Origin of the sequence: Cedecea colo (assembly GCF_011808225.1) — a bacterium.
Classification (GTDB): Bacteria; Pseudomonadota; Gammaproteobacteria; order Enterobacterales; family Enterobacteriaceae; genus Dryocola; species Dryocola colo.
Map to the genome: position 1 here is coordinate 91,795 of NZ_SOYS01000009.1, position 21,824 is coordinate 113,618.

The window sequence follows — 21,824 nt, forward strand, 5'->3', positions numbered from 1 at the left end:
TTCAAGCGTTTTGCGTGGCAGGATAACCGTTGCACGTTCACCGGGAATTTTCAGTTTATATCCTCCCTGCATTGGCGCAGGAACAACCTGATACCACCTTCCCATATAAAATATCCAGTTCATAGCTACCCTAACAGCCTAACAGAGCGGCCAAGAGAATAGACTTAATTTAACTTAGGTAATCAGAGCAGGATCGCACTTTTGCTATGTGGGGGCTGAAGGACCTTTTTGCCGGCCTGGAGAGTAAAAAAGCCGCCATCAAGACAGCTTTATAGGATGCTGACAGCCAGAGCTTTTCTGACAGGCTATGCAGCCATATTGCCGCAGGCTTTTGCACAATTCATACACGCCTCTGAGCAATCCTGGCAGTGGCTGGCTTGATGTTTACCGCACTCCTCACCACACTTCTGGCATACCTGCGCACAGATCTTGCAAAGAGACGATGCGAATTCACTGTTCATCGTCATCAGCTGCGCAGCCAGTCGACAGATGTTTGCGCACTGTATATCCAGCCGCACACATTCACGCATCATATCAAGCTGCTCTTCTTTAAGGCACGAAGCAGCACAAAAATCACAGGCGGCGGCACACCTGTAACAGGCCTCAATACAATCAGCATACTGTTCTGACATACTTTTTCTCCTGCTGGTTTTTATTACGGAAGTTAAGCCTGGTAGTGAAAAAGCGTATATGCCAGAAGATGATTACATAATTTCAAATGGATATATGAAAAAAATTCTTAGCAGTCCTGGCTATGAGCAATATCAATTCCCTCAGGGTCCTGAATGCAAAAAACCCGCGGCGTTAACCGGCGGGCTTCTTCGTCGTTACTGCTCGGGATATAAAAGCTAAAGGATAGCTTCTTTCGCTGAAATGCTTTCGCACTCTTTAGCGTAAAGCTCTAAATCATGGATAAGACTGCGGGCCTTTTCAGGCGTTAAGGCAAAGAACTGTGAATCAAAAGTTGAAGCATTGTTGCCATAAGGAGACGTGCTGTAACCAAACTTAATCACTAATGAAGCGTTTTCCCTGGCGGGACCAATTTGCCAGTCGGTGACAGGAAAAGCAGGAAAGACCCGATCGCTATTCATATAATTTCCCTTATATATTTAACAGATTAGAAAGCATTAACACTTGCGCCCGATAAGGAGGGCGTGGATGTAAGGTTTAATTAAATATAGGCAAGGAAATTTTATTTAGAGTACTAAAAATTACGTTTTTACAGAGGTCCGGCCAGTGATGCGGTTTTAGTAAAAAATACGCTTTCGTAGAAAACGACATTGGCATAGCAAAAAGCTTCGTAAAAACAATAAAGCTGGATTATAGCAGTACCAGGCCACCAAACTTCTTGCCAGGTGTAAGGAGGTAGAGGTAGAGCCAGAGCTCGCATGCTTACGGCAAAGCTCGCGGGCGGGAAATCCGGCTTCAGCCTCGCGGAGGATACTGATGATCTGGTCGTCGGAAAAATACTTCTTCATGGGATTGTCCCCACGTTACTGATGAAGACACTACTAACATCGGGATGTATTAAACAACGGAGAGCAGGTCAGCAGCCTTATGAGACAGGAACAAAAAAACCATGCTGGTGGATGGCTAGTTGAGTTCTAATACAAGATCCGTTACCCCAGAAAGCAAAAACCCGCCAGAGGGCGGGTTTCAAAAAGCTCCAACCAGGTTCATGCTGCCTTACGACGGCGCGCCTTACCCTGCTGTTCTTTACCCGAAACGGGAGCATATAGCTCCCGTTGACACACAATCAGCAAAGCTGATTACATGTGTTCGATCATCGCATCGCCAAACTCTGAACATTTCAGCAGCTTAGCGCCATCCATCAGGCGTTCAAAATCATAAGTGACGGTTTTGGCGTTAATCGCGCCTTCCATACCTTTCACGATAAGGTCAGCCGCTTCGAACCATTCCATATGACGCAGCATCATTTCTGCGGACAGGATGATGGAACCTGGGTTCACTTTGTCCTGGCCTGCATATTTTGGTGCGGTGCCGTGGGTCGCTTCGAACAGTGCGCATTCGTCACCGATGTTAGCGCCAGGGGCGATACCGATACCGCCAACCTGCGCTGCCAGGGCGTCAGAGATGTAGTCACCGTTCAGGTTCATACAGGCAATCACGTCATATTCAGCAGGACGCAGCAGGATCTGCTGCAGGAACGCATCGGCGATCACGTCTTTAACGACGATTTCTTTGCCGGTATTTGGGTTTTTGAGTTTCACCCATGGGCCGCCGTCGATAAGCTCACCACCAAATTCTTCACGCGCTAACTGGTAACCCCAGTCTTTGAAAGCGCCTTCGGTGAATTTCATGATGTTGCCTTTGTGCACCAGCGTCACGGAATCACGGTCGTTGGTGATAGCATATTCGATGGCCGCACGAACCAGGCGTTTGGTGCCTTCTTCGGAGCAAGGCTTAATGCCGATACCGCAATGTTCAGGGAAACGAATTTTCGTGACGTTCATTTCATCACGCAGGAATTTGATAACTTTTTCAGCTTCGGCGCTGTCGGCTTTCCACTCAATGCCCGCATAGATATCTTCTGAGTTTTCACGGAAGATAACCATGTTGGTCAGCTCCGGATGCTTAACCGGGCTAGGCGTGCCCTGGTAGTAACGCACCGGACGCAGGCAAACGTACAGGTCAAGCTGCTGGCGCAGCGCAACGTTCAGAGAACGAATACCGCCACCGACCGGGGTAGTCAGCGGGCCTTTGATGGCAACGCGGTAATCACGAATCAGATCCAGAGTTTCTTCTGGCAGCCAGACGTCCTGGCCGTACAGTTGGGTAGATTTTTCGCCGGTATAGATTTCCATCCAGGAAATTTTCCGCTCGCCGTTGTAGGCTTTTTGCACGGCGGCATCCACCACTTTGATCATGGCTGGCGTCACATCTACACCGATACCATCACCTTCAATAAAAGGAATGATCGGATTGTGAGGAACGTTCAGTTTGCCATTTTGCAGGGTGATCTTTGTACCTTCCGCCGGAACAACTACTTTGCTTTCCATTAACCTCTCCTTCGAGCGCTTCTGTTTGTTAATGATTTGTAATATGCGCGTCAATACTACTTGAATATCAGGCCCGCGCCAATCACCGATGATTTCCGTTATAATGCGTGAATACCCGTCGTCTGAAAATACTATGAATAAAACATCTTTTAGAAATCACCCAGTTAAACGATTCAGCACAAAACGGCAGACCAAAAAACCGGGTTCTGACGGACCGAAGCGGCTGGTTATCTTCAATAAACCGTACGATGTCCTGCCGCAGTTCACGGACGAAGCGGGACGCAGCACCCTAAAAGATTACATCCCGTTACAGGGAATATATGCTGCCGGGCGTCTTGACCGGGATAGCGAAGGTTTGCTGGTGCTCACCAACGACGGTGCGCTGCAGGCGCAGCTTACTCAGCCGGGTAAACGAACCGGCAAGATTTACTATGTGCAGGTGGAAGGCGAGCCAACGGAAGAAGCGCTGGCTGCGCTGCGCAAGGGCGTCACGCTTAACGACGGCCCTACCCTGCCCGCAGGCATCGAACTGGTAAACGAGCCGGAATGGCTGTGGGCGCGTAATCCGCCCATTCGGGAACGCAAAACCATCCCTACCCGCTGGCTGAAAATCACGCTGTATGAAGGGCGTAACCGCCAGGTTCGTCGTATGACCGCGCATGTAGGCTACCCTACGTTGCGTCTGATTCGTTTTGCGATGGGTGCCTATACGCTGGACGGTCTAGATAACGGCCAATGGCGGGAGATCCCGCAGGAGAAAAGTCAATGAAACGACTCATTTTAACTCTCGCGTTACTAAGCCCCCTGGCCGCCGGTGCGGCAAGCTTTGACTGCCAGAAGGCCAAAGCGGCGGATGAGAAAGCCATCTGCGCCCATCTTTCCCTGAATGATAAAGATGTGGAAATGAGCACCAAATATCAGTTCCTGAAGGGGCTGTTCGCGATGGGAGGCCGGGGTGCCATTCAGGATGCCCAGCAGAGCTGGCTCAAAAAACGCCGGCAATGCGGCGGCGACGTGACCTGCCTGACAAAAGCCTACGATCGGCGCCTGCAACAGCTGGATGCGATGTACGACAACATTAACAAGCCGATTTAATAAGGATTTTTATGTTCAAACCGCACGTGACCGTAGCCTGCGTGGTGCAGGCACAGGGAAAATTTTTGCTCGTAGAAGAGACGATTAATGGCAAAACCCTGTGGAACCAGCCTGCCGGGCACCTTGAGGCTGACGAAACGCTCCCGGAAGCCGCCAGCCGCGAGCTTTATGAAGAAACGGGTATTCGTGCCGAGCCGCAAAGCTTTATCCGCATGCACCAGTGGATAGCGCCGGATAAAACGCCTTTCCTGCGTTTTCTGTTTGCCATTGATTTGGATGAACAGCTGCCGACAACGCCGCACGACAGCGATATTGACCGTTGCCTGTGGCTGGATGCGCAACAAATTGTTAACGCGACGAATTTACGCTCGCCGCTGGTTGCCGAAAGCATCCGCTGCTATCAGCAGGCTGAACGTTATCCGCTCGCGTTGCTCGGCGCATTTAACTGGCCGTTTACTTAAGGGTGCCAGGTCCGGGGATGCGTGATAGAATACGCCGCCTTTAAGTTCAATGTCGTGAGTTACTCCATGTCTGAAAGCCCAAAAAAAGTGATCGTCGGGATGTCCGGCGGTGTTGATTCCTCGGTTTCTGCCTTCCTGTTGCAACAGCAGGGTTACAAGGTAGAAGGCCTGTTCATGAAGAACTGGGAAGAGGATGATGGCGAGGAGTACTGCACCGCAGCCGCCGATTTAGCGGATGCGCAGGCCGTATGCGATAAGCTCGGCATTGTACTGCACACCGTTAACTTTGCCGCAGAATACTGGGACAACGTCTTTGAGCACTTCCTGGCAGAGTACAAGGCCGGGCGCACGCCGAACCCGGATATTCTGTGCAATAAAGAAATCAAATTTAAAGCCTTCCTTGAATTCGCCGCTGAAGATTTAGGCGCCGATTACATCGCCACTGGTCATTATGTGCGTCGCGCTGATGTGGACGGTAAAAGCCAGCTGCTGCGCGGGCTGGATGGCAATAAAGACCAGAGTTATTTTCTCTACACGCTCGGTCATGAGCAAATTGCTCAAAGCCTGTTCCCGGTCGGCGAATTAGAAAAGCCAGAAGTACGCCGCATTGCCGAAGAGCTGGACCTCATCACCGCGAAGAAAAAAGACTCCACCGGAATCTGCTTTATCGGCGAGCGCAAATTCCGCGAATTCCTGGGCCGTTATCTGCCCGCCCAGCCGGGCAAAATCGTAACGGTTGACGGCGAAACCATCGGCGAACACCAGGGCCTGATGTATCACACCCTCGGCCAGCGTAAAGGCCTGGGCATCGGCGGTACCAAAGAGGGTAGCGAAGATCCATGGTATGTCGTTGATAAAGACGTTGAGAACAACGTTCTGGTTGTTGCGCAGGGGCACGATCACCCGCGCCTGATGTCCGTTGGCCTGATTGCACAGCAGTTACACTGGGTTGATCGCGAAACGCTCAGCAAACCGCTGGCCTGCACGGTAAAAACGCGTTATCGCCAGACAGATATTCCCTGCACCATCACCCCAATCGATGCCGATCGCATTGAAGTGCGTTTCGAAGAGCCGGTTGCGGCAGTCACTCCAGGCCAGTCCGCGGTATTTTACAGCGGTGAAGTGTGCTTGGGCGGTAGTGTTATTGAGCAGCGTTTGCCGCTCGCCGACTAACTTGCGGACAAGGACGAACCACCGTGGCTAAGAATTATTACGATATTACTCTCGCGCTGGCAGGCATCTGCCAGTCCGCCCGCCTGGTTCAACAGCTTGCGCACCAGGGGCACTGCGATACCGACGCACTGCATGTCGCGCTTAACAGCGTTATCGATCTTAATCCTGGCTCCACGCTCGGCGTCTTTGGCGGCAGCGAAGCTAACCTGAAGCTGGGGCTGGAAACATTGCTCGGCGTGCTGAACGCCAGCAATCGCCAGGGCCTGAACGCTGAATTAACGCGTTACACCTTAAGCCTGATGGTGCTGGAACGGAAGCTGCATGCCAGCGCCGGTGCCATGGACACGCTTGGGTCGCGCATTGCCGGTCTGCAACGCCAGCTTGAGCATTTCGAACTGGAATCCGACACGCTGCTCAGCGCGATGGCCGGTATTTATGTCGACGTGATTAGCCCGCTGGGGCCACGCATTCAGGTCACCGGCTCTCCTGCCGTGCTGCAAAGTCCGCAGGTGCAAAGCAAGGTTCGTGCCTCGCTGCTGGCCGGTATCCGCGCCGCCGTGCTGTGGCATCAGGTTGGCGGCGGCCGCCTGCAGTTAATGTTTTCCCGTAATCGCCTGTGCACACAGGCAAAACAAATTCTTGCTCATTGTTAACCTCTTTCGGAGTTGTGACTTATGGAATTATCCTCACTGACCGCCGTTTCCCCCGTAGATGGACGCTACGGCGATAAAGTCAGCGCGCTGCGCGCTATTTTCAGCGAATTTGGCCTGCTGAAATTCCGCGTACAGGTAGAAGTGCGTTGGCTGCAAAAGTTAGCCGCGCACGCAGCGATCAGGGAAGTTCCTGCTTTTGACGCCGACGCAATCGGTTACCTTGATAAAATTATTGCCGAATTCAATGAAGAAGACGCGGCGCGCATCAAAACCATTGAACGCACCACCAACCACGATGTGAAAGCCGTTGAGTATTTCCTGAAAGAGAAAGTGGAGTCCGTTCCTGCCCTGCATGCGGTCTCCGAGTTTATTCACTTCGCTTGCACCTCCGAAGATATCAATAACCTTTCCCACGCGCTGATGCTGGAAACGGCCCGCCAGGAAGTGGTGCTGCCGTACTGGCGTAAAATCATCGATGCGGTGAAAGACCTGTCGGTGCAGTATCGCGACATCCCGCTGCTTTCCCGTACCCACGGCCAGCCTGCAACGCCTTCCACCATGGGTAAAGAGATGGCGAACGTGGCCTACCGTATGGAGCGCCAGTTCCGTCAGCTTGAGAAGGTAGAAATTCTCGGCAAAATCAACGGCGCCGTTGGCAACTATAATGCTCACATCGCCGCTTACCCGGAAGTTGACTGGCATCAGTTTAGCGAAGAGTTCGTCACGTCGCTGGGCATCCAGTGGAACCCGTACACTACGCAGATTGAGCCGCACGACTATATCGCCGAGCTGTTTGACTGCGTGGCGCGCTTCAACACCATCCTTCTCGATTTCGATCGCGACGTATGGGGCTATATCGCGCTGAATCACTTCAGGCAGAAAACCATTGCCGGTGAAATTGGCTCTTCCACCATGCCGCATAAAGTTAACCCAATCGACTTCGAAAACTCCGAAGGCAACCTGGGCCTGTCTAACGCCATGCTGCAACATCTGGCAAGCAAGCTGCCCGTTTCCCGCTGGCAGCGCGACCTGACGGACTCCACCGTGCTGCGTAACCTGGGCGTCGGTATTGGCTACGCGCTGATTGCTTATCAGTCTACGCTCAAAGGCGTGAGCAAGCTGGAAGTGAACCGCGACCGTCTGCTGGACGAGCTGGACAGTAACTGGGAAGTGCTGGCGGAGCCAATCCAGACCGTAATGCGTCGCTACGGCATTGAGAAGCCGTATGAAAAGCTAAAAGAGCTGACTCGCGGCAAGCGCGTGGATGCAGAAGGCATGAAACAGTTTATCGACGGCCTCGAACTGCCGGAAGACGAGAAAACCCGCCTGAAGGCGATGACGCCGGCTAATTACATCGGCCGCGCTATCACCATGGTCGATGAACTGAAGTAAGTTTTAACTGCCCGGCGGGTGGCGCTACGCTTACCCGCCCTACAGAATCCTGGCTCCGCCGCCCGGCGGAGTCTATTTCCAGATGTTTATCCGTTGTTTACTCCGCCTCACCGATAATTAGCGTTAAACTTGCGATGACATTTTTACACTGAGGAAATGCGATGCGCGTTCTGGTTGTGGAAGATAATGCCCTGTTACGTCACCACTTAACGGTGCAACTGCGCGAAACGGGCCACCAGGTCGATGCCGCCGAAGATGCTAAAGAGGCGGATTACTTCTTAAACGAACACACGCCGGATATTGCGATTGTCGATCTCGGCCTGCCTGACGAGGACGGTATGAGCCTGATCCGCCGCTGGCGAAGCCATGATGTCACCATTCCTGTTCTCGTCTTAACCGCCCGTGAAGGCTGGCAGGATAAGGTCGAAGCGCTCGGTGCCGGGGCCGATGACTATGTGACTAAACCTTTTCATCTTGAAGAAGTTATCGCGCGTATGCAGGCCCTGATGCGCCGCAATAGCGGGCTTGCCTCGCAGCTTATTGCCCTGCCGCCGTTCCAGGTGGATTTATCCCGCCGTGAATTGTCCATTAACGACACGCTTATTAAGCTCACCGCTTTTGAATACACGATTATGGAAACCCTGATCCGCAACGTCGGAAAGGTGGTCAGCAAAGATTCGCTGATGCTCCAGCTCTACCCCGACGCGGAGCTGCGCGAAAGCCACACTATTGACGTACTGATGGGCCGCCTGCGTAAGAAAATCCAGGCTGAACATGCCCGGGAAGTGATTACCACCGTGCGGGGCCAGGGCTACCGTTTCGACCTGCGTTAGCGATGACATTCTTATATCATTTTTTTCCGCTCTCGCTGCGGGTACGCTTTTTGCTGGCTACTGCCGCCGTGGTGCTGGTGCTGTCGCTCGCCTACGGTCTGGTCGCGCTGGTGGGCTACAGCGTCAGCTTTGATAAAACCACCTTCCGTTTGCTGCGCGGCGAAAGCAATCTGTACTATACCCTCGCAAGCCGGGTGAACGGTAAGATCGAAGTTGAAATACCGGAAAATCTGAATCTGCAAAGTCCGACAATGGCGCTGATCTATGACGATCGCGGCAATCTGCTGTGGGCGCAGCGGGATATGCCGCAGCTCAGGCAGAAAATTAAAAAAGAATGGCTTGGCTCGAACAGTTTTCACGAGCTGGAAGCGAATTTCGCCACCAGCCGCACCCTGCTGGGCAATGACAATTCTCTGCAGGCAAAACTAAAGGTTATTCACGATAATGATGAAGATAACGAGATGACGCACTCGGTAGCCGTGAACCTGTATCCGGCTACCGCCAGGATGCCTGCGTTAACCATCGTGGTAATCGATAATATTCCCATTGAACTAAAACGTTCTTACCAGGTGTGGAGCTGGTTTATTTATGTCCTGCTCGCCAACCTGCTGCTGGTCATTCCGCTGCTGTGGGTCGCCGCCTGGTGGAGCCTGCGGCCTATTGAAGCGCTGGCAAAAGAGGTACGCGAGCTGGAAAAACACGACCGCGACAGCCTCAATCCGGAAACGACCCGCGAGCTGATTAGCCTGGTCCGCAACCTGAACCGCCTGCTGCGAACAGAACGCGATCGCTACGATAAATACCGCACCACGCTGACCGACTTAACCCACAGCCTGAAAACGCCGCTGGCGGTACTGCAAACTACTCTGCGCTCCCTGCGTACGCACAAGCTGGGCGTTGAAGAAGCCGAGCCGATAATGCTCGAACAAATCAGCCGTATCTCGCAGCAAATCGGTTATTACCTGCATCGCGCCAGCATGCGTGGCAACAGCGCTTTATTAAGCCGCGAACTGCATTCGGTTGCCCCTTTGCTTGATAATCTTTGCTCGGCGCTTAACAAGGTTTACCAGCGTAAAGGCGTGAACATTACCCTTGATATCTCACCGGAAATTACTTTTATCGGCGAAAAAAACGACTTTATGGAAGTCATGGGTAACGTGCTGGATAACGCCTGTAAATACTGTCTGGAGTTTGTGGAGATCTCCGCCTCGCAGGCGGACGATACCCTGCATTTATTGGTGGAAGATGACGGCCCTGGCATCCCGGAAAGCAAACGAGCCATTGTTTTTGACCGCGGACAGCGGGTCGATACGCTGCGGCCAGGCCAGGGCGTTGGCCTGTCGGTGGCTCGTGAAATCGTCGGGCAGTACGACGGTGAAATCCTCCCCGACACCAGCGAGTTGGGCGGCGTGCGTATGGAAGTGATTTTTGCGCGCCAGCGTCCCGTCAGCGAAGAAGATTGAAAATACTCCCGTAAACGCCCTCTCCATCCGTTATAATCCGGACAGGTTCCTCCACCTGCCGGATAACAAAAATGGAATACACCCTGGATTTAAACTGGCCCGATTTTATCGAGCGCTACTGGCAAAAACGCCCGGTAGTGTTAAAGCGCGGCTTTAAAAACTTTATCGATCCCATCTCCCCGGATGAACTGGCAGGCCTTGCCATGGAAAACGAGGTAGACAGCCGCCTGGTGAGCCATCAGGACGGCAAATGGCAGGTCAGCCACGGTCCATTCCAGAGCTACGATCATTTAAGCGAGAACAACTGGTCGCTGCTGGTGCAGGCGGTTAACCACTGGCACGAGCAGAGCGCCGGGTTAATGCGTCCCTTCCGCGCCCTGCCGGACTGGCGTATTGACGATCTGATGATCTCTTTCTCCGTCCCTGGCGGCGGCGTTGGTCCGCATCTGGACCAGTACGACGTATTTATCATTCAGGGCGTTGGCCGCCGCCGCTGGCGCGTGGGCGAAAAAGTGCCGATGAAGCAGCACTGCCCGCACCCGGACCTGCTCCAGGTTGAGCCGTTCGAAGGCATTATTGATGAAGAGTTAGAGCCGGGGGATATTCTTTATATCCCGCCAGGTTTCCCGCATGAAGGCTATTCCCTGGAAAATTCGATGAACTATTCCGTCGGGTTCCGCGCGCCAAGCGGTCGGGAGCTGATTAGCGGTTTCGCCGACTATGTATTACAGCGCGAGCTGGGCAGCCATCGTTATACCGACCCGGATGTGCCTTCCCGCCAGCAGCCGGCGGACGTTCTGCCGGAAGAACTGGCTAAGCTGCGCGGCATGATGCTGGAGCTGATTAACCAGCCGGAGCATTTCGAAGCCTGGTTTGGCGAGTTTATTACCCAGTCGCGCCACGAGCTTGATGTGGCCCCGCCTGAGCCGCCTTACCAGCCGGATGAAATCTACGATGCGATAAAACAGGGCGACTCGCTGACGCGTCTTGGCGGCCTGCGCGTGCTGCGTATTGCCAATGAGGTGTATGTCAACGGCGAGAAAATTGACAGCCCGCACCGCCCGGCGGTTGAAGCTCTGGCAAGCCACATCACGGTAAATGCTGAGATTTTAGGGGACGCGCTGGAAGACCCTTCATTCCTGGCGATGCTGGCCGCGCTGGTTAACAGCGGGTACTGGTACTTCGAGGATTAACGCCTCGCTCGCCCTCTCAGCCAAAGTCATTTACTGGCTGAGAGGGCGGGGAATCAAGTTTTTAATCAATATAAAGTTTCGCTTAATTATTTGAAAGTTAAAATATTCGGCACGCATCACAAAGCGGTGAAAATTCCGGCAGGAATTGCAGAGGGATATGTATATTTTTTGGGGGTATTAATGTTGTTATATAAGCCAGAGTTATTGAGTCAATATTGAGCGTTTCAACGATGCAGAGCGGTAACTTTATGAACATTGACGTTATATTTATCACTTTTCACCGCACCCACAAACGTCGGCCATTTTTACACGCTGAATAGATAAATCAAAGTAATAATAACGACAGAGACAGCACATATTACGGCGCTAGTAGAGAGTTCTTTCAATGAATGCAAATAACCTTCGTTGTGCTCATTTAATTTTATAATGGCCTGATTTTCGTTTTCAGCTTCTACCTCGACGAAATGCCTTCTGAATCCTTTTTGCTTCATCTCCTGAACAAACGAATGCGTCACTGAATTTTTTGGCATTGCTTTCGAAATTGCTTTTGACCGATCGTTTTTTATAAACACTATATACTTCATAAGCATAACCTTCAGAAAAGCACAGGTTTTGACATCTGTGCTTGTTAAATTAATCAATGATTTTTACCGCCCAGTTCTCTTCTTCCCGATGCCGTCTTTGGCCCGGTACCATTTCAACCGTAACCATTCCCCGTCTTCATTGTATTCTCACCCCAGATACCCTTTGCGGCAGAACCACTCCCATACGGAGAGTTTTTTGATAGATAAGACTGACCACTACGATTACCGCTGTTGCCCCCGCCATTCGAATTGCCTGAACCACCGTTACTTGACGATCGTTTTCCACTTCCCTCTCTGTCCTGCCGCCCGCCAGATATCAATCGATATTGACCACTTAAAAATTCTTTTATTCGTATTCTTCTTGAACTTATTACAACTGGCATTACCAACCAGTTAAGATTCATACTATCCCTATAGAAAAGATAAACAAGAATATTTTTTTGATCTTTGATGCCGCTCGATAAAAACCATTATATTAACTGAATGCGTTAAATAAACCACTAACGAAAGACATACCAGAAAGGGATAAAAGCATCGAACATTTTACTGAATATGAGGGAGTTAAGGTGTTCCGCATAATTCTGTAAAAGAGTATCTGGTTGCGGAGAAATCATAATTCCAGAATAACCAACCACGGAATAGGGAGCCCAATGAAGGCTCCTGCCGGTTGGTTTTAGTGAATCGTGAGAAGTTTTACGGCAGGTTCATCAGACAGAATATATAAGCTCTTCTGCAAGGCATAGTTTTGAAGATCCAGTGAAAAGGAGAATGCTCTCTAATCAGATTTATAAAAAACGCGTTCAGCTACCGGAAACGGGCGGGAAGAAAAAATATATCCATCTGAATCAACCCCTGATGAACTCAACGTTTTTTCTGCATAAACTTTCATCGTTAAATCGCCGGGTTTCGTCATTCCCGCCTCGCAGTATTTTGACTTAAGCGGCAGCACTAACCGGCACATCCTTATGTACCGATGTGCCATGCTGACTATGATTTGATTGGATACTGCAACAGAGAGGACGGCTCAATGATCGTTTTATGCAAGGCCTGCGGCACCTCCTATGAGATCGCCGGTTCCCATCCAGAACATTGCAAAATCTGCGAAGATGAGCGTCAGTATGTGCCCGCAACGGGGCAGAAATGGGTCAATCTGGACGCCCTTTGTGCGTCACACTCAAATAAGTGGAAACAGCACGAAACATCTCTCCTCAGCATCCAGACCGTGCCTGCTTTTGCAATTAATCAGCGCGCTTTTATTTTGCGAACGCCGGAAGGCAATATTCTGTGGGACTGCATTGCTACTCTCGACGACGCCACGAAAACGCTAATTTCCTCCCAGGGCGGACTCAGGGCTATTGCCATATCGCATCCGCATTACTACACCACCATGCAGGACTGGGCGGCCGCATTTGACGCCCCGGTTTACCTTCATGCCAGCGATCGCCAGTGGATCATGCGCGACAGCCCTCGGATTATTCTCTGGGAAGGTGACACCCTTAAGCTGACCACTGATGTCAGTGTAATACGCCTCGGTGGGCACTTCGCCGGCGGCAGCGTTCTTCACTGGGCACAGGGCGAAGGGGCGCTGCTTTCAGGAGATATCGTTCAGGTTACCCCGGGCGCGGATGCCGTCTCCTTTATGTGGAGCTATCCCAATATGCTGCCGCTGTCGGCAGTGACGGTCAGCGATATTATGCGCCGCCTGAGCGCCGTAAAATTTGCAAAACTCTACGGCGCGTTTGAAGGAAAGGATATTACAGAAAATGCCGATGATATCGTGCGTCGTTCAGGTGAAAAGTATATTGCCTGTCTCAGCTAAGGATTAATTATGCATGCTAAATAACCCTGTATAACTTACCGCCCTGCCCTGGAACGCAGTATCCGCTTCTGGTATTCAACCGCTCGCACAAAGGATAGCGGGCAGCAATGCTCAAAAGCAGAGATCGGTATTTTCCAGTCAAGGCCAGGATTTTAGAGCCCATAGCACTCCAGGACGTCTACCAGGAACGAGACGATTCAGAGCCAGCAAGAATAAGTTTAACGTTTGCCTTGCTGCATCTGGCGTAGCGTATAGGTAACGCCTGTGGCCAGGGATCAGGCTAGCCAGTTTTAACGCCTCGCATGTCGTAAAAGACGCGAGGCGTTTTTCGTTTCAAGCTTACTCGTCGCGCCAGCCCATTGCTGGCGCAACATATTTCAGAATGGACTCGATAACATGCGCGTTGTAATCCACGCCCAGCTGATTCGGCACGGTCAGTAATAACGTATCCGCTTCGGCGATCGCTTCGTCCTGTTTCAGCTGTTCGACCAGCCTGTCAGGTTCTGCGGCGTAGCTGCGCCCGAAGATCGCGCGAGTTTTCTCATCGAGGAAACCGACTTTGTCGCTATCGTCACGGCTTGAACCGAAATACATCCTGTCGCGATCGTCCGTCAGGGCAAAAATGCTACGGCTGACCGAGACGCGTGGTGCGCGTGCATGCCCCGCTTCCGCCCAGGCCTCGCGATACGCACGGATCTGTTTTGCCTGCTGAATATGGAAAGGTTCGCCTGTTTCATCGTCTTTCAACGTGGAACTTTGCAGGTTCATTCCCAGTTTTGCGGCCCACACCGCTGTCGCATTCGAACCGGCGCCCCACCAGATACGCTCGCGTAAACCTGCGGAATGAGGCTCAAGGCGCAACAGGCCCGGCGGATTAGGAAACATCGGTTGTGGATTGGGGTTAGCAAAGCCTTCTCCACGTAGCGCGTCCAGCAGCACTTCGGTATGGCGGCGCGCCATATCAGACTCGTTTTCCCCTTCCTGAGGGACGTAACCAAAATAGCGCCAGCCATCAATCACCTGTTCCGGGGAGCCGCGGCTGATACCAAGCTGCAAACGGCCTCCGGAGATCAAATCCGCCGCACCCGCATCCTCCGCCATATACATCGGGTTTTCATAGCGCATATCGATAACGCCAGTACCGATTTCAATACGCCTGTTTTTCGCGCCTATCGCTGCCAGCAGGGGGAACGGTGAGCTGAGCTGGCGGGCAAAGTGATGCACCCTGAAATATGCTCCGTCCGCGCCCAGCTCTTCGGCGGCAACAGCCAGATCGATGGATTGCAGCAGCGCATCAGCGGCCGAACGGGTTCCAGACTGCGGCGACGGCGTCCAGTGACCAAATGACAAAAATCCGATCTTTTTCATGACGAGTTTATCCTGGTTCCAGGGAAACGATCGGCAGGCGAAGCATAGTTCATGATGAGCAAGCCCGTTCCTGCCTTGAGTGGCACCTACTTTACGCGCTTCCAGATGAGAATAAATGTCGTTTGTTTAACAGAATACATCAAATAAATTGACTGAAGTCAGCGAGAAGCGGATACCGCAGCTTTATTCGACGGCAGGATAACCAACCGAGCAGAAGCGTTGTCCGGATTATCCGTGGCGATTCAGAGGTATTAACCAGCAGGGAATAGCCACCGCTTCACTATATCATTTTGGGATACGTGGACGGCCGAGCGAAAGATTAGAACGGAGGATAATTTTTATGTATTCTTTAACAAAATAAAGCAGTTACCTTGACGTTACCTACGGCCGCCCATGCTTATCCAGTTCTTTACGCCATATATCACGCTTTGCTTCCTGGCCTCCTGGGGTTTGGCACAAAATCTCGAAGGCCTGGGGATGTTCAAATACGTTAATACACGGCCAGTGCAGGTCGATGACTTCATCTTCTATCCCATGGTTTTAAACCCGACCACGGGTGTCGCCGCCCTCGCCTTTGTCCTCACCTGCATCCTCATTGTTGTATTTATGCTGAACATTCGCGCCTCCTTCTACCTGAACAAATGGGTCGGCGGCACCAGTTTGATCTTATGGTTACTTCCCGGTCTGCTGAGCATGACGGGTTACCTGCCGGATATCCAGGGCATGGGGCCAGATGTGTTCCGCTTCAATGAAGGCTTTCCCGGAAGCATGGAATCGGCTGCGGCCAATTTGCTGATATGTCTGGTGAGCGGCTGGTCCATCATCATGCTGCTCGGTTCTCTCTGGCAGAAAAATACGTTCAAGAACGTCTATGACCACATTTGGTACACCCTGGGATTGATAGCCGCCCTGTATTTTGTCGTGGACGCAGGGCTTCCCTCCTACAAGACAGACTTAGCAGAAGCTGACGACCGTATGGTCCGAACCCTGCAACTGTTTAGTACAGCAGAGGAACGACTTGAGATCTTATGCGCTCAGCCAAAGGTTAAGGCGCTATCTCCTGCTTTGTGCGCGCTGGCTCCTGAGCTGAAGTGGAGCATTTTCAACCACCTGGACCTGAAGGGAAATTTGCGCGCCAGGATTGAGCCGCCCAGTTGGACGATTAAGCTTGCTCAGGATCCGATGCTGGCGCGTCAGATTAATGCGCTCAACAACTGGGCCTGTATCCTGGGCCAGCAATTAGCACAATGTCAAAAAATTCCCTCTGACACGGCGTTGTCAATCCAGGGTATTGATACGCCAATGGCTTTTCCAACGCCAAACTATGCGCAGCAAATTAATTATCTATTTGCATCAATGGAAAAAACAGATCTTCACATCCAGGATATTGAGCGAGGGCATAATCTTCGTTATTTCGTTTTCCTCTTCCTGGCGTTTCTTGCCGGAGGAAAATTGGCTAATGCTTCAAGGACAATGGTTAAAATTGATTCTGTCCGCCCGCCATCGTGGACGCTTATTTTCATTAAGTATGCCAGCAGGAAAACCATTGTCTGGTTTAAAAGTCTGGCAATATTCATTGCCGATAAATCTCGCTACCTCGCCAAACAGGCTATCACGCTATTCGCTCTCTATCAGAAAACCAGAGCGGCCAGCCGTGAACAACGGAAAAAATCGGAACCCGGACAAGAATAGATCTTATTCTGGCGGAGTAAGGCGCGTGATGTTGCCCCTTACTATTCACCACGTTACGAATCAGTACAGCTGGCGTTTACGCCGTTATTGCAGGTGTGCGTCTGGCAGAAAAGATGGACAAGGATATGATTGCTGTAAGAATCGGACCAGATATTTATTGATCTCCGCTTCAGGCACAAACCCGTGTAGCTTGTGCTGTGTTGATAACCCGGCACCGATTTTAATTAGAGATCGGTGATCCAGAAATTCAAAAACTCGTAGCACTAAAACCGTTATGTTTATACCGGCAATATATAACCGCGAATAACCCGACGTCGTCATCTGCATGACAGATTGCCATCAGCCGGACAGCCGGATTCGTCAGTCGGCTGAAAATCCGGTATTATCCGCTGCCACTCTCCGTCCGGGCAGCCTGATGTCTACGATTATCGATACCTTTATTGCCCCGCCATGTTATGACAGGATAGAAACGCTCTATCAGGACGATCATCTGGTGCTTATTAATAAACCCGCCGGGCTGCTCAGCCTCTCAGGGAAAAATCCGCAAAATCTCGATTCGGTGCATCATCGACTGGTACAGATATTTCCCGGCTGCACCCTGGTCCACCGTCTTGATTTCGGCACTTCCGGGCTGATGGTGATCGCCCGCAATAAGGCTATCAATGCCGCCCTCTGCCAGCAGTTCAGCCAGCGCACGGTGACCAAAGTGTACAGCGCGCTGCTCTGCGGACATCTGGATGACAACGAAGGGGTGATAGACGCAGCGATTGCCAAAGACCCGGCGCTGTTCCCGCTGATGTCGATTTGTTCAATCCACGGCAAGCCCGCTCGCTCCCGCTATCGGGTCGTTGAGCGTTTTTATCATGAGCTGGAAGGCGGGACGTTGCTGCCATTGACGCGAGTGCAGCTCAACCCGGAAACCGGGCGCACCCATCAACTCCGTATCCACTGCCAGCAACTGGGCCACCCTATTTTGGGCTGTGATCTGTATGGCGGTCGCCTGCTGCCTGGCTGCGAACGGACTCCGCGGCTGATGCTGCACGCCAGCGAGCTGCATTTTGTTCACCCTGTCAGCGAAGAATGGATCAACGCCCGTAATGCCAGCCCGTTCTGAAAGCGAAAGTATCGACGACCACGCTGTTCCCCCCGTATTACCCAGGCTTGTGTAAAAGCTACGGCGGCAGAACCTGTCTATAATCTGTACTACAGTTCGGGCAGGAGAAGAGCATATGTTTGAGGGATTTATGCATACAGAAATAACGCTTTCTGAAGCAGTGCTGAATGTGCGTTATGGCGGTAACGGCCCACCGGTTATGCTATTACATGGCCATCCTCGTACCCATGCGACCTGGTCAAAGGTGGCCCCCGAGCTTGCTAAATCATTTACTGTCGTTTGCCCTGACCTACGCGGTTTTGGCCGCTCATCTAAACCTGCCGACCTGCCTGAGCATGCAGGTTCTTCTAAACGAGCTAAGGCAAGAGATTGTATTGAGCTAATGCATCAACTTGGCTTTGACCAGTTTGCGCTTGTCGGACACGACAGAGGAAGTTACACGGCCTACAGGGCTGCCCTTGATTATCCTGACCGAATCACACGCCTTGCCGTACTGGATTCTATTCCAATACTTGAAGCGCTCAACCGCTGTAATGAGAAGTTTGCCCGTCAGTGGTATCACTGGTTTTTCTTTGCTCAAGCGGAAAAGCCGGAGCGGGCAATTTTGGCTGACCCGGATAAATGGTATGGAGGCCAGCCGGAAACAATGGGAGACGAGGAATACCTGGAATTCAGGCGAGCTATACACGATCCGGCAACGGTACATGGAATGATTGAAGACTATCGCGCTGGTTTGACTATAGATAAACAGCACGAGCTTCAGGACCGTCAGCTCGGACGAATAATTGAATGCCCTACTCTGTGCTTATGGTCAAAGTATGATGACTTAGAAGATATATACGGTGACATATTGGGTATCTGGAAAAGCTGGGCACCGGCTGTTCGAGGCAAACCAATCAACAGCGGTCATCATATGGCTGAAGAAGCGCCCGAAGAAGTTACAGCCGAACTCCGGCATTTTCTATTACAGCGTAGCTAGTACCGGGATAAGCGGCTGATAACTTCCGGCATTGCCCTGCGCTAAAATTTCAAAAGCCTGCTATTTACAACCGTTTTTAAACTGAACACAGACATCGTGCTTTTTATCTGCCAGTCCAGACCAATATGAGCAGCAAACCGATCTATAACAGTCATCACCAACTCCTTTTTATCGGGGACTGGTATGCATTCCACGTTCTTCGAAAGAAATATAGTCAGCAGTTTATCTGCATGCCCTGAGTAATCGTTAGCGAACGTGGAGCACTTACTGGTTCGAAAGCAAAGCGGCAATCATCAAGTTACATGATTCTGGCACAATATTCGTAACCAGTAAGCGCATACCCTGAATCACTTAGAAGTGTAACTCTCAGGGTTCGAATGACTATATCTGGCACTTAACGGCCAGGCTAAAAGGCCGCCTGCTCGGCTATGAGCGAGGAGCAGATATAACGGCATATCAGTTAAGGCGGCTATGCCGCTCACAGAGTCAGTTGCTCGCGTTCGTGAGCAGGATGCCTCCAATTCGACCTTCGCCTTGAACTCCGCGCTGTGCAATTTCCGCTTCTTTGCTTTCGTCATTTCCTGCCGTCCTCCGTTGAGGACCATAACTTAAACTGCTGTCTCAAATCGTTGAGCCACTATACTGACCATTGCAGTTGTAATTTTCATACGAAGCTGCGCACGATTAATTACCTAACACCAACCTTACCCATGCCCCGCAGGAGAACAAAATGCAAAAGAGTAAAACCCTGAAAACGCTGCTAGCCGTATCAGCAGTAGCAGCTATGTTCAGCACTGTCGGCGTGCAAGCCCAGACGTCGACGAGCGCCGCGCAGAATGGCGCCGCAGGCCAGACCGCATCGAGCGCCAGTCTCAGTTCCGGTGACGAAAAAGCGTTGAAGGACATGGCGCAGGCCGATATCAATGAAGTCGCCGCCGCCAAAATCGCGCTGAGCAAGGCCCAAAGCAGCGAGGTCAAAGCATTCGCTCAGCAGATGGTCAAAGATCACGGCGATGCCTTGAGCAAAGTACAGACGGTCGCTCAGCAAAAGGGCGTGGCACTGCCGACTGAGCCGGATGCCAAGCATAAGGCCATGGCCGACAAGCTGGAAAAGCAGAGCGGCGACGCATTTGACAAGATGTATATGGAAAACGCCGGCACCAAGGACCACAAGATGGTGCTGTCGACGCTGCAAAGTGACTCCAGGAAGATCAAGGATCCGGATGTGAAGGCCCTGGCCGACGCACACACGCCGGTCGTTGAGCGGCACCTCAAGTCCGCCGAGCAGATGTCGATGCCAGCAGGCAAGTAAATAGGTTGTTCGATGGGCACACGATCCTGCGACATGGACTACCCTGGTTCAAATTGTTGCAGAAAGTCACGGCGGGTGTGTGATTGTTGGCCGTGCTGAAGAACGGAGGACGACCTTTACTGTAAGTGTGCCGATCGATGCTCACCCATGTGCAGTTGCAAGCCGACGCTCACTCTACGTGTTGACGACCAGAATTGACCCGAAGCAGCCATTCGATAGACTGCATGGACAAACATTGCGAAGGACCGCTCCTGGCACAGAGCGGGCTGGCCCAGGAGATGTCAGTTCAGCTATGAGCGAGGAGCGGACTTAAAATTGCGCTCACCTTTTCGATTATGCCATCTTAGGGAACTCTAAATAGCCGAAAGTCTTTGGCAGCGTCTGTAATAATAAATCTAAGTGATAATTAATATAAGGAGTAATTATGCCTGGAATAACCCTCACATTGTCCGGCAGTAAGAATGAAAATTTAACAAAAAAGTGCGTACTTTTAGCCACGCAAATCACATGCGATGTATTAAAGAAAAATAGCTTCGAAACGATGGTCATAGTGAGGCATGTAGATGATGATGACTGGTTTATTGATGGCAAAAGTTTGCATGAATGGGGGAAAAATTCGTTCAGGCTTGAAGTTACAGTCGTAGATGAAACCTGTAGCAAAGATCAGAAAGCGGCGTACCAAAAAGCAATTTACAACGCTATGGAACAAGCCATTGGTAACTTACATCCTCAGTCGAACGTGCACGTTATTGATTGCAAAGCTGCCTCCTATGGATACACAGGAATAACGCAAGAATATAGATATCAGCATAAAGACGAGTTTTACTAAAAATAAGTCTGGCTGCTATAGCGTTAATGTGGGGTGTTATAGCTGTGAGTTTAAAGCGCCAATGCCCTCCTCGTTTAAAGGTTGCGTTGCATCGCCCCGTTGAACTCACAGCAAGAAGCGGAATTACAGGCCGGAGTGAAAACAGTCCTGATACAATAAAAATATTTCGAACTGCGAGGGCACGTTCTTCAGAAAACATACAATAAGATGCCTTCCGGTGGTATGGTTATATTTTGCCACCAAAAGAGGAAAAGTTAATGATTGTAAGGACCTGGCATGGATGTGTTCCGCTAAAAAATGCGGAAGGTTTTGCGAAACACCTTGAGGAGACTGGCGTGGAGCATTCAAGGAGCATACCGGGGAACAAAGGCGCGTTCGTGCGCAGGGAAACCCAGGGCAGCTGGGAGCATTTCTTTCTGGCTACTTACTGGCAGGATCTGCAGTCGGTAAAGGCATTTGCCGGAGAAAACTATCACGTGGCGGTGACTTACCCTGACGACGAAGAATTTGAGCTACTTTCCGATCCCTACGTTTTCCAGCATGTTGTGGAAGCCGTTTCACCGCTTTAGCCTTACTTCCGGGGCAACCTGACGGTTACCCTGATTTGCCATAATATCCGTATAATTCCAAAACGCCCAGGACCGCTCCTGGCACAGAGCAAACATTTGAACTTTGCCCTGCCCTGCAAATCTGAACTTACCTTTTCCAATTTAATGATTTTGTTAGATTAAAATTACTTATTCTGCTAAGCGCCATCACACTTGAAATCGAGGACGTGATAGCGTTCCAGCATCCTGAAGCATTATAAAACTCAATTCCTGAAAAAGCGCATAACCTGCATAGA

21 protein-coding genes and 1 pseudogene are annotated in these 21,824 nt (G+C 51.2%); 16 read left to right on the plus strand and 6 right to left on the minus strand.

The window, feature by feature from the left end; genetic code table 11:
• Positions 1 to 305 precede the first annotated feature (305 nt).
• The 4 genes and pseudogenes from E2L00_RS17230 to icd form a co-directional block, all read right to left on the minus strand.
• A complete protein-coding gene (locus E2L00_RS17230) occupies positions 306 to 632 on the minus strand; it encodes a four-helix bundle copper-binding protein (RefSeq protein ID WP_167613828.1) in 327 nt (108 codons plus the stop codon).
• 216 nt (positions 633 to 848) lie between these two features.
• Entirely contained in the window at positions 849 to 1,091 is a 243-nt protein-coding gene (locus tag E2L00_RS17235; protein ID WP_167613830.1) for a hypothetical protein, read from the minus strand.
• Positions 1,092 to 1,370: 279 nt separating this feature from the next.
• A pseudogene (locus tag E2L00_RS17240) lies at positions 1,371 to 1,478 on the minus strand (transposase); the annotation flags it as partial.
• A 291-nt stretch (positions 1,479 to 1,769) separates the two neighbouring features.
• The gene (icd, locus tag E2L00_RS17245; RefSeq protein ID WP_167613832.1) at positions 1,770 to 3,020 is read right to left on the minus strand and encodes an NADP-dependent isocitrate dehydrogenase; all 1,251 of its coding nucleotides are present in this window, start codon (positions 3,018 to 3,020) and stop codon (positions 1,770 to 1,772) included.
• Between the two features lie 103 nt (positions 3,021 to 3,123).
• On the opposite strand from icd, the gene rluE reads away from it, so the two are divergent.
• From rluE to E2L00_RS17290, 9 genes are all read left to right on the plus strand, one after another.
• Positions 3,124 to 3,789 (plus strand): 23S rRNA pseudouridine(2457) synthase RluE, encoded by a 666-nt coding sequence (rluE, locus tag E2L00_RS17250; RefSeq protein ID WP_167614080.1) that lies wholly within the window; start codon positions 3,124 to 3,126, stop codon positions 3,787 to 3,789.
• Positions 3,786 to 4,115, plus strand: coding sequence for a lysozyme inhibitor LprI family protein (locus E2L00_RS17255; protein WP_167613834.1), 330 nt, complete (start codon positions 3,786 to 3,788; stop codon positions 4,113 to 4,115). Before rluE ends, E2L00_RS17255 begins: the two co-directional genes overlap by 4 nt.
• Positions 4,116 to 4,126: 11 nt before the next feature.
• On the plus strand, positions 4,127 to 4,576 hold the full coding sequence (locus tag E2L00_RS17260; protein WP_167613836.1) for an NUDIX hydrolase: 450 nt from the start codon (positions 4,127 to 4,129) through the stop codon (positions 4,574 to 4,576).
• A 66-nt stretch (positions 4,577 to 4,642) separates the two neighbouring features.
• Positions 4,643 to 5,749 carry a tRNA 2-thiouridine(34) synthase MnmA gene (gene mnmA / locus E2L00_RS17265; protein ID WP_167613838.1) on the plus strand — a complete coding sequence of 369 codons (1,107 nt, stop codon included), beginning with the start codon at positions 4,643 to 4,645 and terminating at the stop codon, positions 5,747 to 5,749.
• A gap of 23 nt (positions 5,750 to 5,772) precedes the next feature.
• Positions 5,773 to 6,402 (plus strand): high frequency lysogenization protein HflD, encoded by a 630-nt coding sequence (gene hflD, locus E2L00_RS17270; RefSeq protein WP_167613840.1) that lies wholly within the window; start codon positions 5,773 to 5,775, stop codon positions 6,400 to 6,402.
• A 21-nt stretch (positions 6,403 to 6,423) separates the two neighbouring features.
• The gene (gene purB, locus E2L00_RS17275) at positions 6,424 to 7,794 is read left to right on the plus strand and encodes an adenylosuccinate lyase (protein ID WP_167613842.1); all 1,371 of its coding nucleotides are present in this window, start codon (positions 6,424 to 6,426) and stop codon (positions 7,792 to 7,794) included.
• Between the two features lie 161 nt (positions 7,795 to 7,955).
• Positions 7,956 to 8,627 carry a two-component system response regulator PhoP gene (gene phoP, locus E2L00_RS17280; RefSeq protein WP_167613844.1) on the plus strand — a complete coding sequence of 224 codons (672 nt, stop codon included), beginning with the start codon at positions 7,956 to 7,958 and terminating at the stop codon, positions 8,625 to 8,627.
• Positions 8,628 to 8,629: 2 nt separating this feature from the next.
• Entirely contained in the window at positions 8,630 to 10,090 is a 1,461-nt protein-coding gene (gene phoQ / locus E2L00_RS17285; protein ID WP_167613846.1) for a two-component system sensor histidine kinase PhoQ, read from the plus strand.
• Positions 10,091 to 10,161: 71 nt separating this feature from the next.
• Positions 10,162 to 11,283, plus strand: a complete 1,122-nt coding sequence (locus E2L00_RS17290) for a ribosomal protein uL16 3-hydroxylase (protein ID WP_167613848.1) — start codon at positions 10,162 to 10,164, stop codon at positions 11,281 to 11,283.
• Between the two features lie 305 nt (positions 11,284 to 11,588).
• Here the strand turns inward: E2L00_RS17290 and E2L00_RS17295 are convergent, their stop codons facing one another.
• The gene (locus E2L00_RS17295; protein WP_236127772.1) at positions 11,589 to 11,867 is read right to left on the minus strand and encodes a hypothetical protein; all 279 of its coding nucleotides are present in this window, start codon (positions 11,865 to 11,867) and stop codon (positions 11,589 to 11,591) included.
• A gap of 1,027 nt (positions 11,868 to 12,894) precedes the next feature.
• On the opposite strand from E2L00_RS17295, the gene E2L00_RS17300 reads away from it, so the two are divergent.
• On the plus strand, positions 12,895 to 13,686 hold the full coding sequence (locus E2L00_RS17300; RefSeq protein ID WP_167613850.1) for an MBL fold metallo-hydrolase: 792 nt from the start codon (positions 12,895 to 12,897) through the stop codon (positions 13,684 to 13,686).
• A 339-nt stretch (positions 13,687 to 14,025) separates the two neighbouring features.
• On the opposite strand, the gene E2L00_RS17305 is transcribed toward E2L00_RS17300, so the two are convergent.
• Complete coding sequence (locus E2L00_RS17305) at positions 14,026 to 15,054, minus strand: LLM class flavin-dependent oxidoreductase (RefSeq protein ID WP_167613852.1); 1,029 nt, start codon at positions 15,052 to 15,054, stop codon at positions 14,026 to 14,028.
• 393 nt (positions 15,055 to 15,447) lie between these two features.
• On the opposite strand from E2L00_RS17305, the gene E2L00_RS17310 reads away from it, so the two are divergent.
• The 6 genes from E2L00_RS17310 (at position 15,448) to E2L00_RS17335 (ending at position 21,549) form a co-directional block, all read left to right on the plus strand.
• Positions 15,448 to 16,746: a hypothetical protein gene (locus E2L00_RS17310; RefSeq protein ID WP_167613854.1), complete on the plus strand. Its 1,299-nt coding sequence runs from the start codon at positions 15,448 to 15,450 to the stop codon at positions 16,744 to 16,746.
• Between the two features lie 415 nt (positions 16,747 to 17,161).
• The gene (locus E2L00_RS17315; protein WP_167613856.1) at positions 17,162 to 17,860 is read left to right on the plus strand and encodes an RluA family pseudouridine synthase; all 699 of its coding nucleotides are present in this window, start codon (positions 17,162 to 17,164) and stop codon (positions 17,858 to 17,860) included.
• Between the two features lie 115 nt (positions 17,861 to 17,975).
• Positions 17,976 to 18,839 (plus strand): alpha/beta fold hydrolase, encoded by an 864-nt coding sequence (locus E2L00_RS17320; protein ID WP_167613858.1) that lies wholly within the window; start codon positions 17,976 to 17,978, stop codon positions 18,837 to 18,839.
• Positions 18,840 to 19,569: 730 nt separating this feature from the next.
• Positions 19,570 to 20,151, plus strand: a complete 582-nt coding sequence (locus tag E2L00_RS17325) for a DUF4142 domain-containing protein (protein WP_167613860.1) — start codon at positions 19,570 to 19,572, stop codon at positions 20,149 to 20,151.
• A gap of 424 nt (positions 20,152 to 20,575) precedes the next feature.
• Positions 20,576 to 20,980, plus strand: a complete 405-nt coding sequence (locus tag E2L00_RS17330; protein WP_167613862.1) for a tautomerase family protein — start codon at positions 20,576 to 20,578, stop codon at positions 20,978 to 20,980.
• Between the two features lie 257 nt (positions 20,981 to 21,237).
• A complete protein-coding gene (locus tag E2L00_RS17335) occupies positions 21,238 to 21,549 on the plus strand; it encodes a hypothetical protein (RefSeq protein ID WP_167613864.1) in 312 nt (103 codons plus the stop codon).
• Positions 21,550 to 21,824 lie beyond the last annotated feature (275 nt).

Bases quoted from the DNA above. Each gene is read 5' to 3' on its own strand.
- E2L00_RS17230 (WP_167613828.1), bottom strand. From the start codon at position 632: ATGTCAGAACAGTATGCTGATTGTATTGAGGCCTGTTACAGGTGTGCC.
- E2L00_RS17235 (WP_167613830.1), bottom strand. From the start codon at position 1,091: ATGAATAGCGATCGGGTCTTTCCTGCTTTTCCTGTCACCGACTGGCAA.
- icd (WP_167613832.1), bottom strand. From the start codon at position 3,020: ATGGAAAGCAAAGTAGTTGTTCCGGCGGAAGGTACAAAGATCACCCTG.
- rluE (WP_167614080.1), top strand. From the start codon at position 3,124: ATGCGTGAATACCCGTCGTCTGAAAATACTATGAATAAAACATCTTTT.
- E2L00_RS17255 (WP_167613834.1), top strand. From the start codon at position 3,786: ATGAAACGACTCATTTTAACTCTCGCGTTACTAAGCCCCCTGGCCGCC.
- E2L00_RS17260 (WP_167613836.1), top strand. From the start codon at position 4,127: ATGTTCAAACCGCACGTGACCGTAGCCTGCGTGGTGCAGGCACAGGGA.
- mnmA (WP_167613838.1), top strand. From the start codon at position 4,643: ATGTCTGAAAGCCCAAAAAAAGTGATCGTCGGGATGTCCGGCGGTGTT.
- purB (WP_167613842.1), top strand. From the start codon at position 6,424: ATGGAATTATCCTCACTGACCGCCGTTTCCCCCGTAGATGGACGCTAC.
- phoP (WP_167613844.1), top strand. From the start codon at position 7,956: ATGCGCGTTCTGGTTGTGGAAGATAATGCCCTGTTACGTCACCACTTA.
- phoQ (WP_167613846.1), top strand. From the start codon at position 8,630: ATGACATTCTTATATCATTTTTTTCCGCTCTCGCTGCGGGTACGCTTT.
- E2L00_RS17290 (WP_167613848.1), top strand. From the start codon at position 10,162: ATGGAATACACCCTGGATTTAAACTGGCCCGATTTTATCGAGCGCTAC.
- E2L00_RS17295 (WP_236127772.1), bottom strand. From the start codon at position 11,867: ATGAAGTATATAGTGTTTATAAAAAACGATCGGTCAAAAGCAATTTCG.
- E2L00_RS17300 (WP_167613850.1), top strand. From the start codon at position 12,895: ATGATCGTTTTATGCAAGGCCTGCGGCACCTCCTATGAGATCGCCGGT.
- E2L00_RS17305 (WP_167613852.1), bottom strand. From the start codon at position 15,054: ATGAAAAAGATCGGATTTTTGTCATTTGGTCACTGGACGCCGTCGCCG.
- E2L00_RS17310 (WP_167613854.1), top strand. From the start codon at position 15,448: ATGCTTATCCAGTTCTTTACGCCATATATCACGCTTTGCTTCCTGGCC.
- E2L00_RS17315 (WP_167613856.1), top strand. From the start codon at position 17,162: ATGTCTACGATTATCGATACCTTTATTGCCCCGCCATGTTATGACAGG.
- E2L00_RS17320 (WP_167613858.1), top strand. From the start codon at position 17,976: ATGTTTGAGGGATTTATGCATACAGAAATAACGCTTTCTGAAGCAGTG.
- E2L00_RS17325 (WP_167613860.1), top strand. From the start codon at position 19,570: ATGCAAAAGAGTAAAACCCTGAAAACGCTGCTAGCCGTATCAGCAGTA.
- E2L00_RS17330 (WP_167613862.1), top strand. From the start codon at position 20,576: ATGCCTGGAATAACCCTCACATTGTCCGGCAGTAAGAATGAAAATTTA.
- E2L00_RS17335 (WP_167613864.1), top strand. From the start codon at position 21,238: ATGATTGTAAGGACCTGGCATGGATGTGTTCCGCTAAAAAATGCGGAA.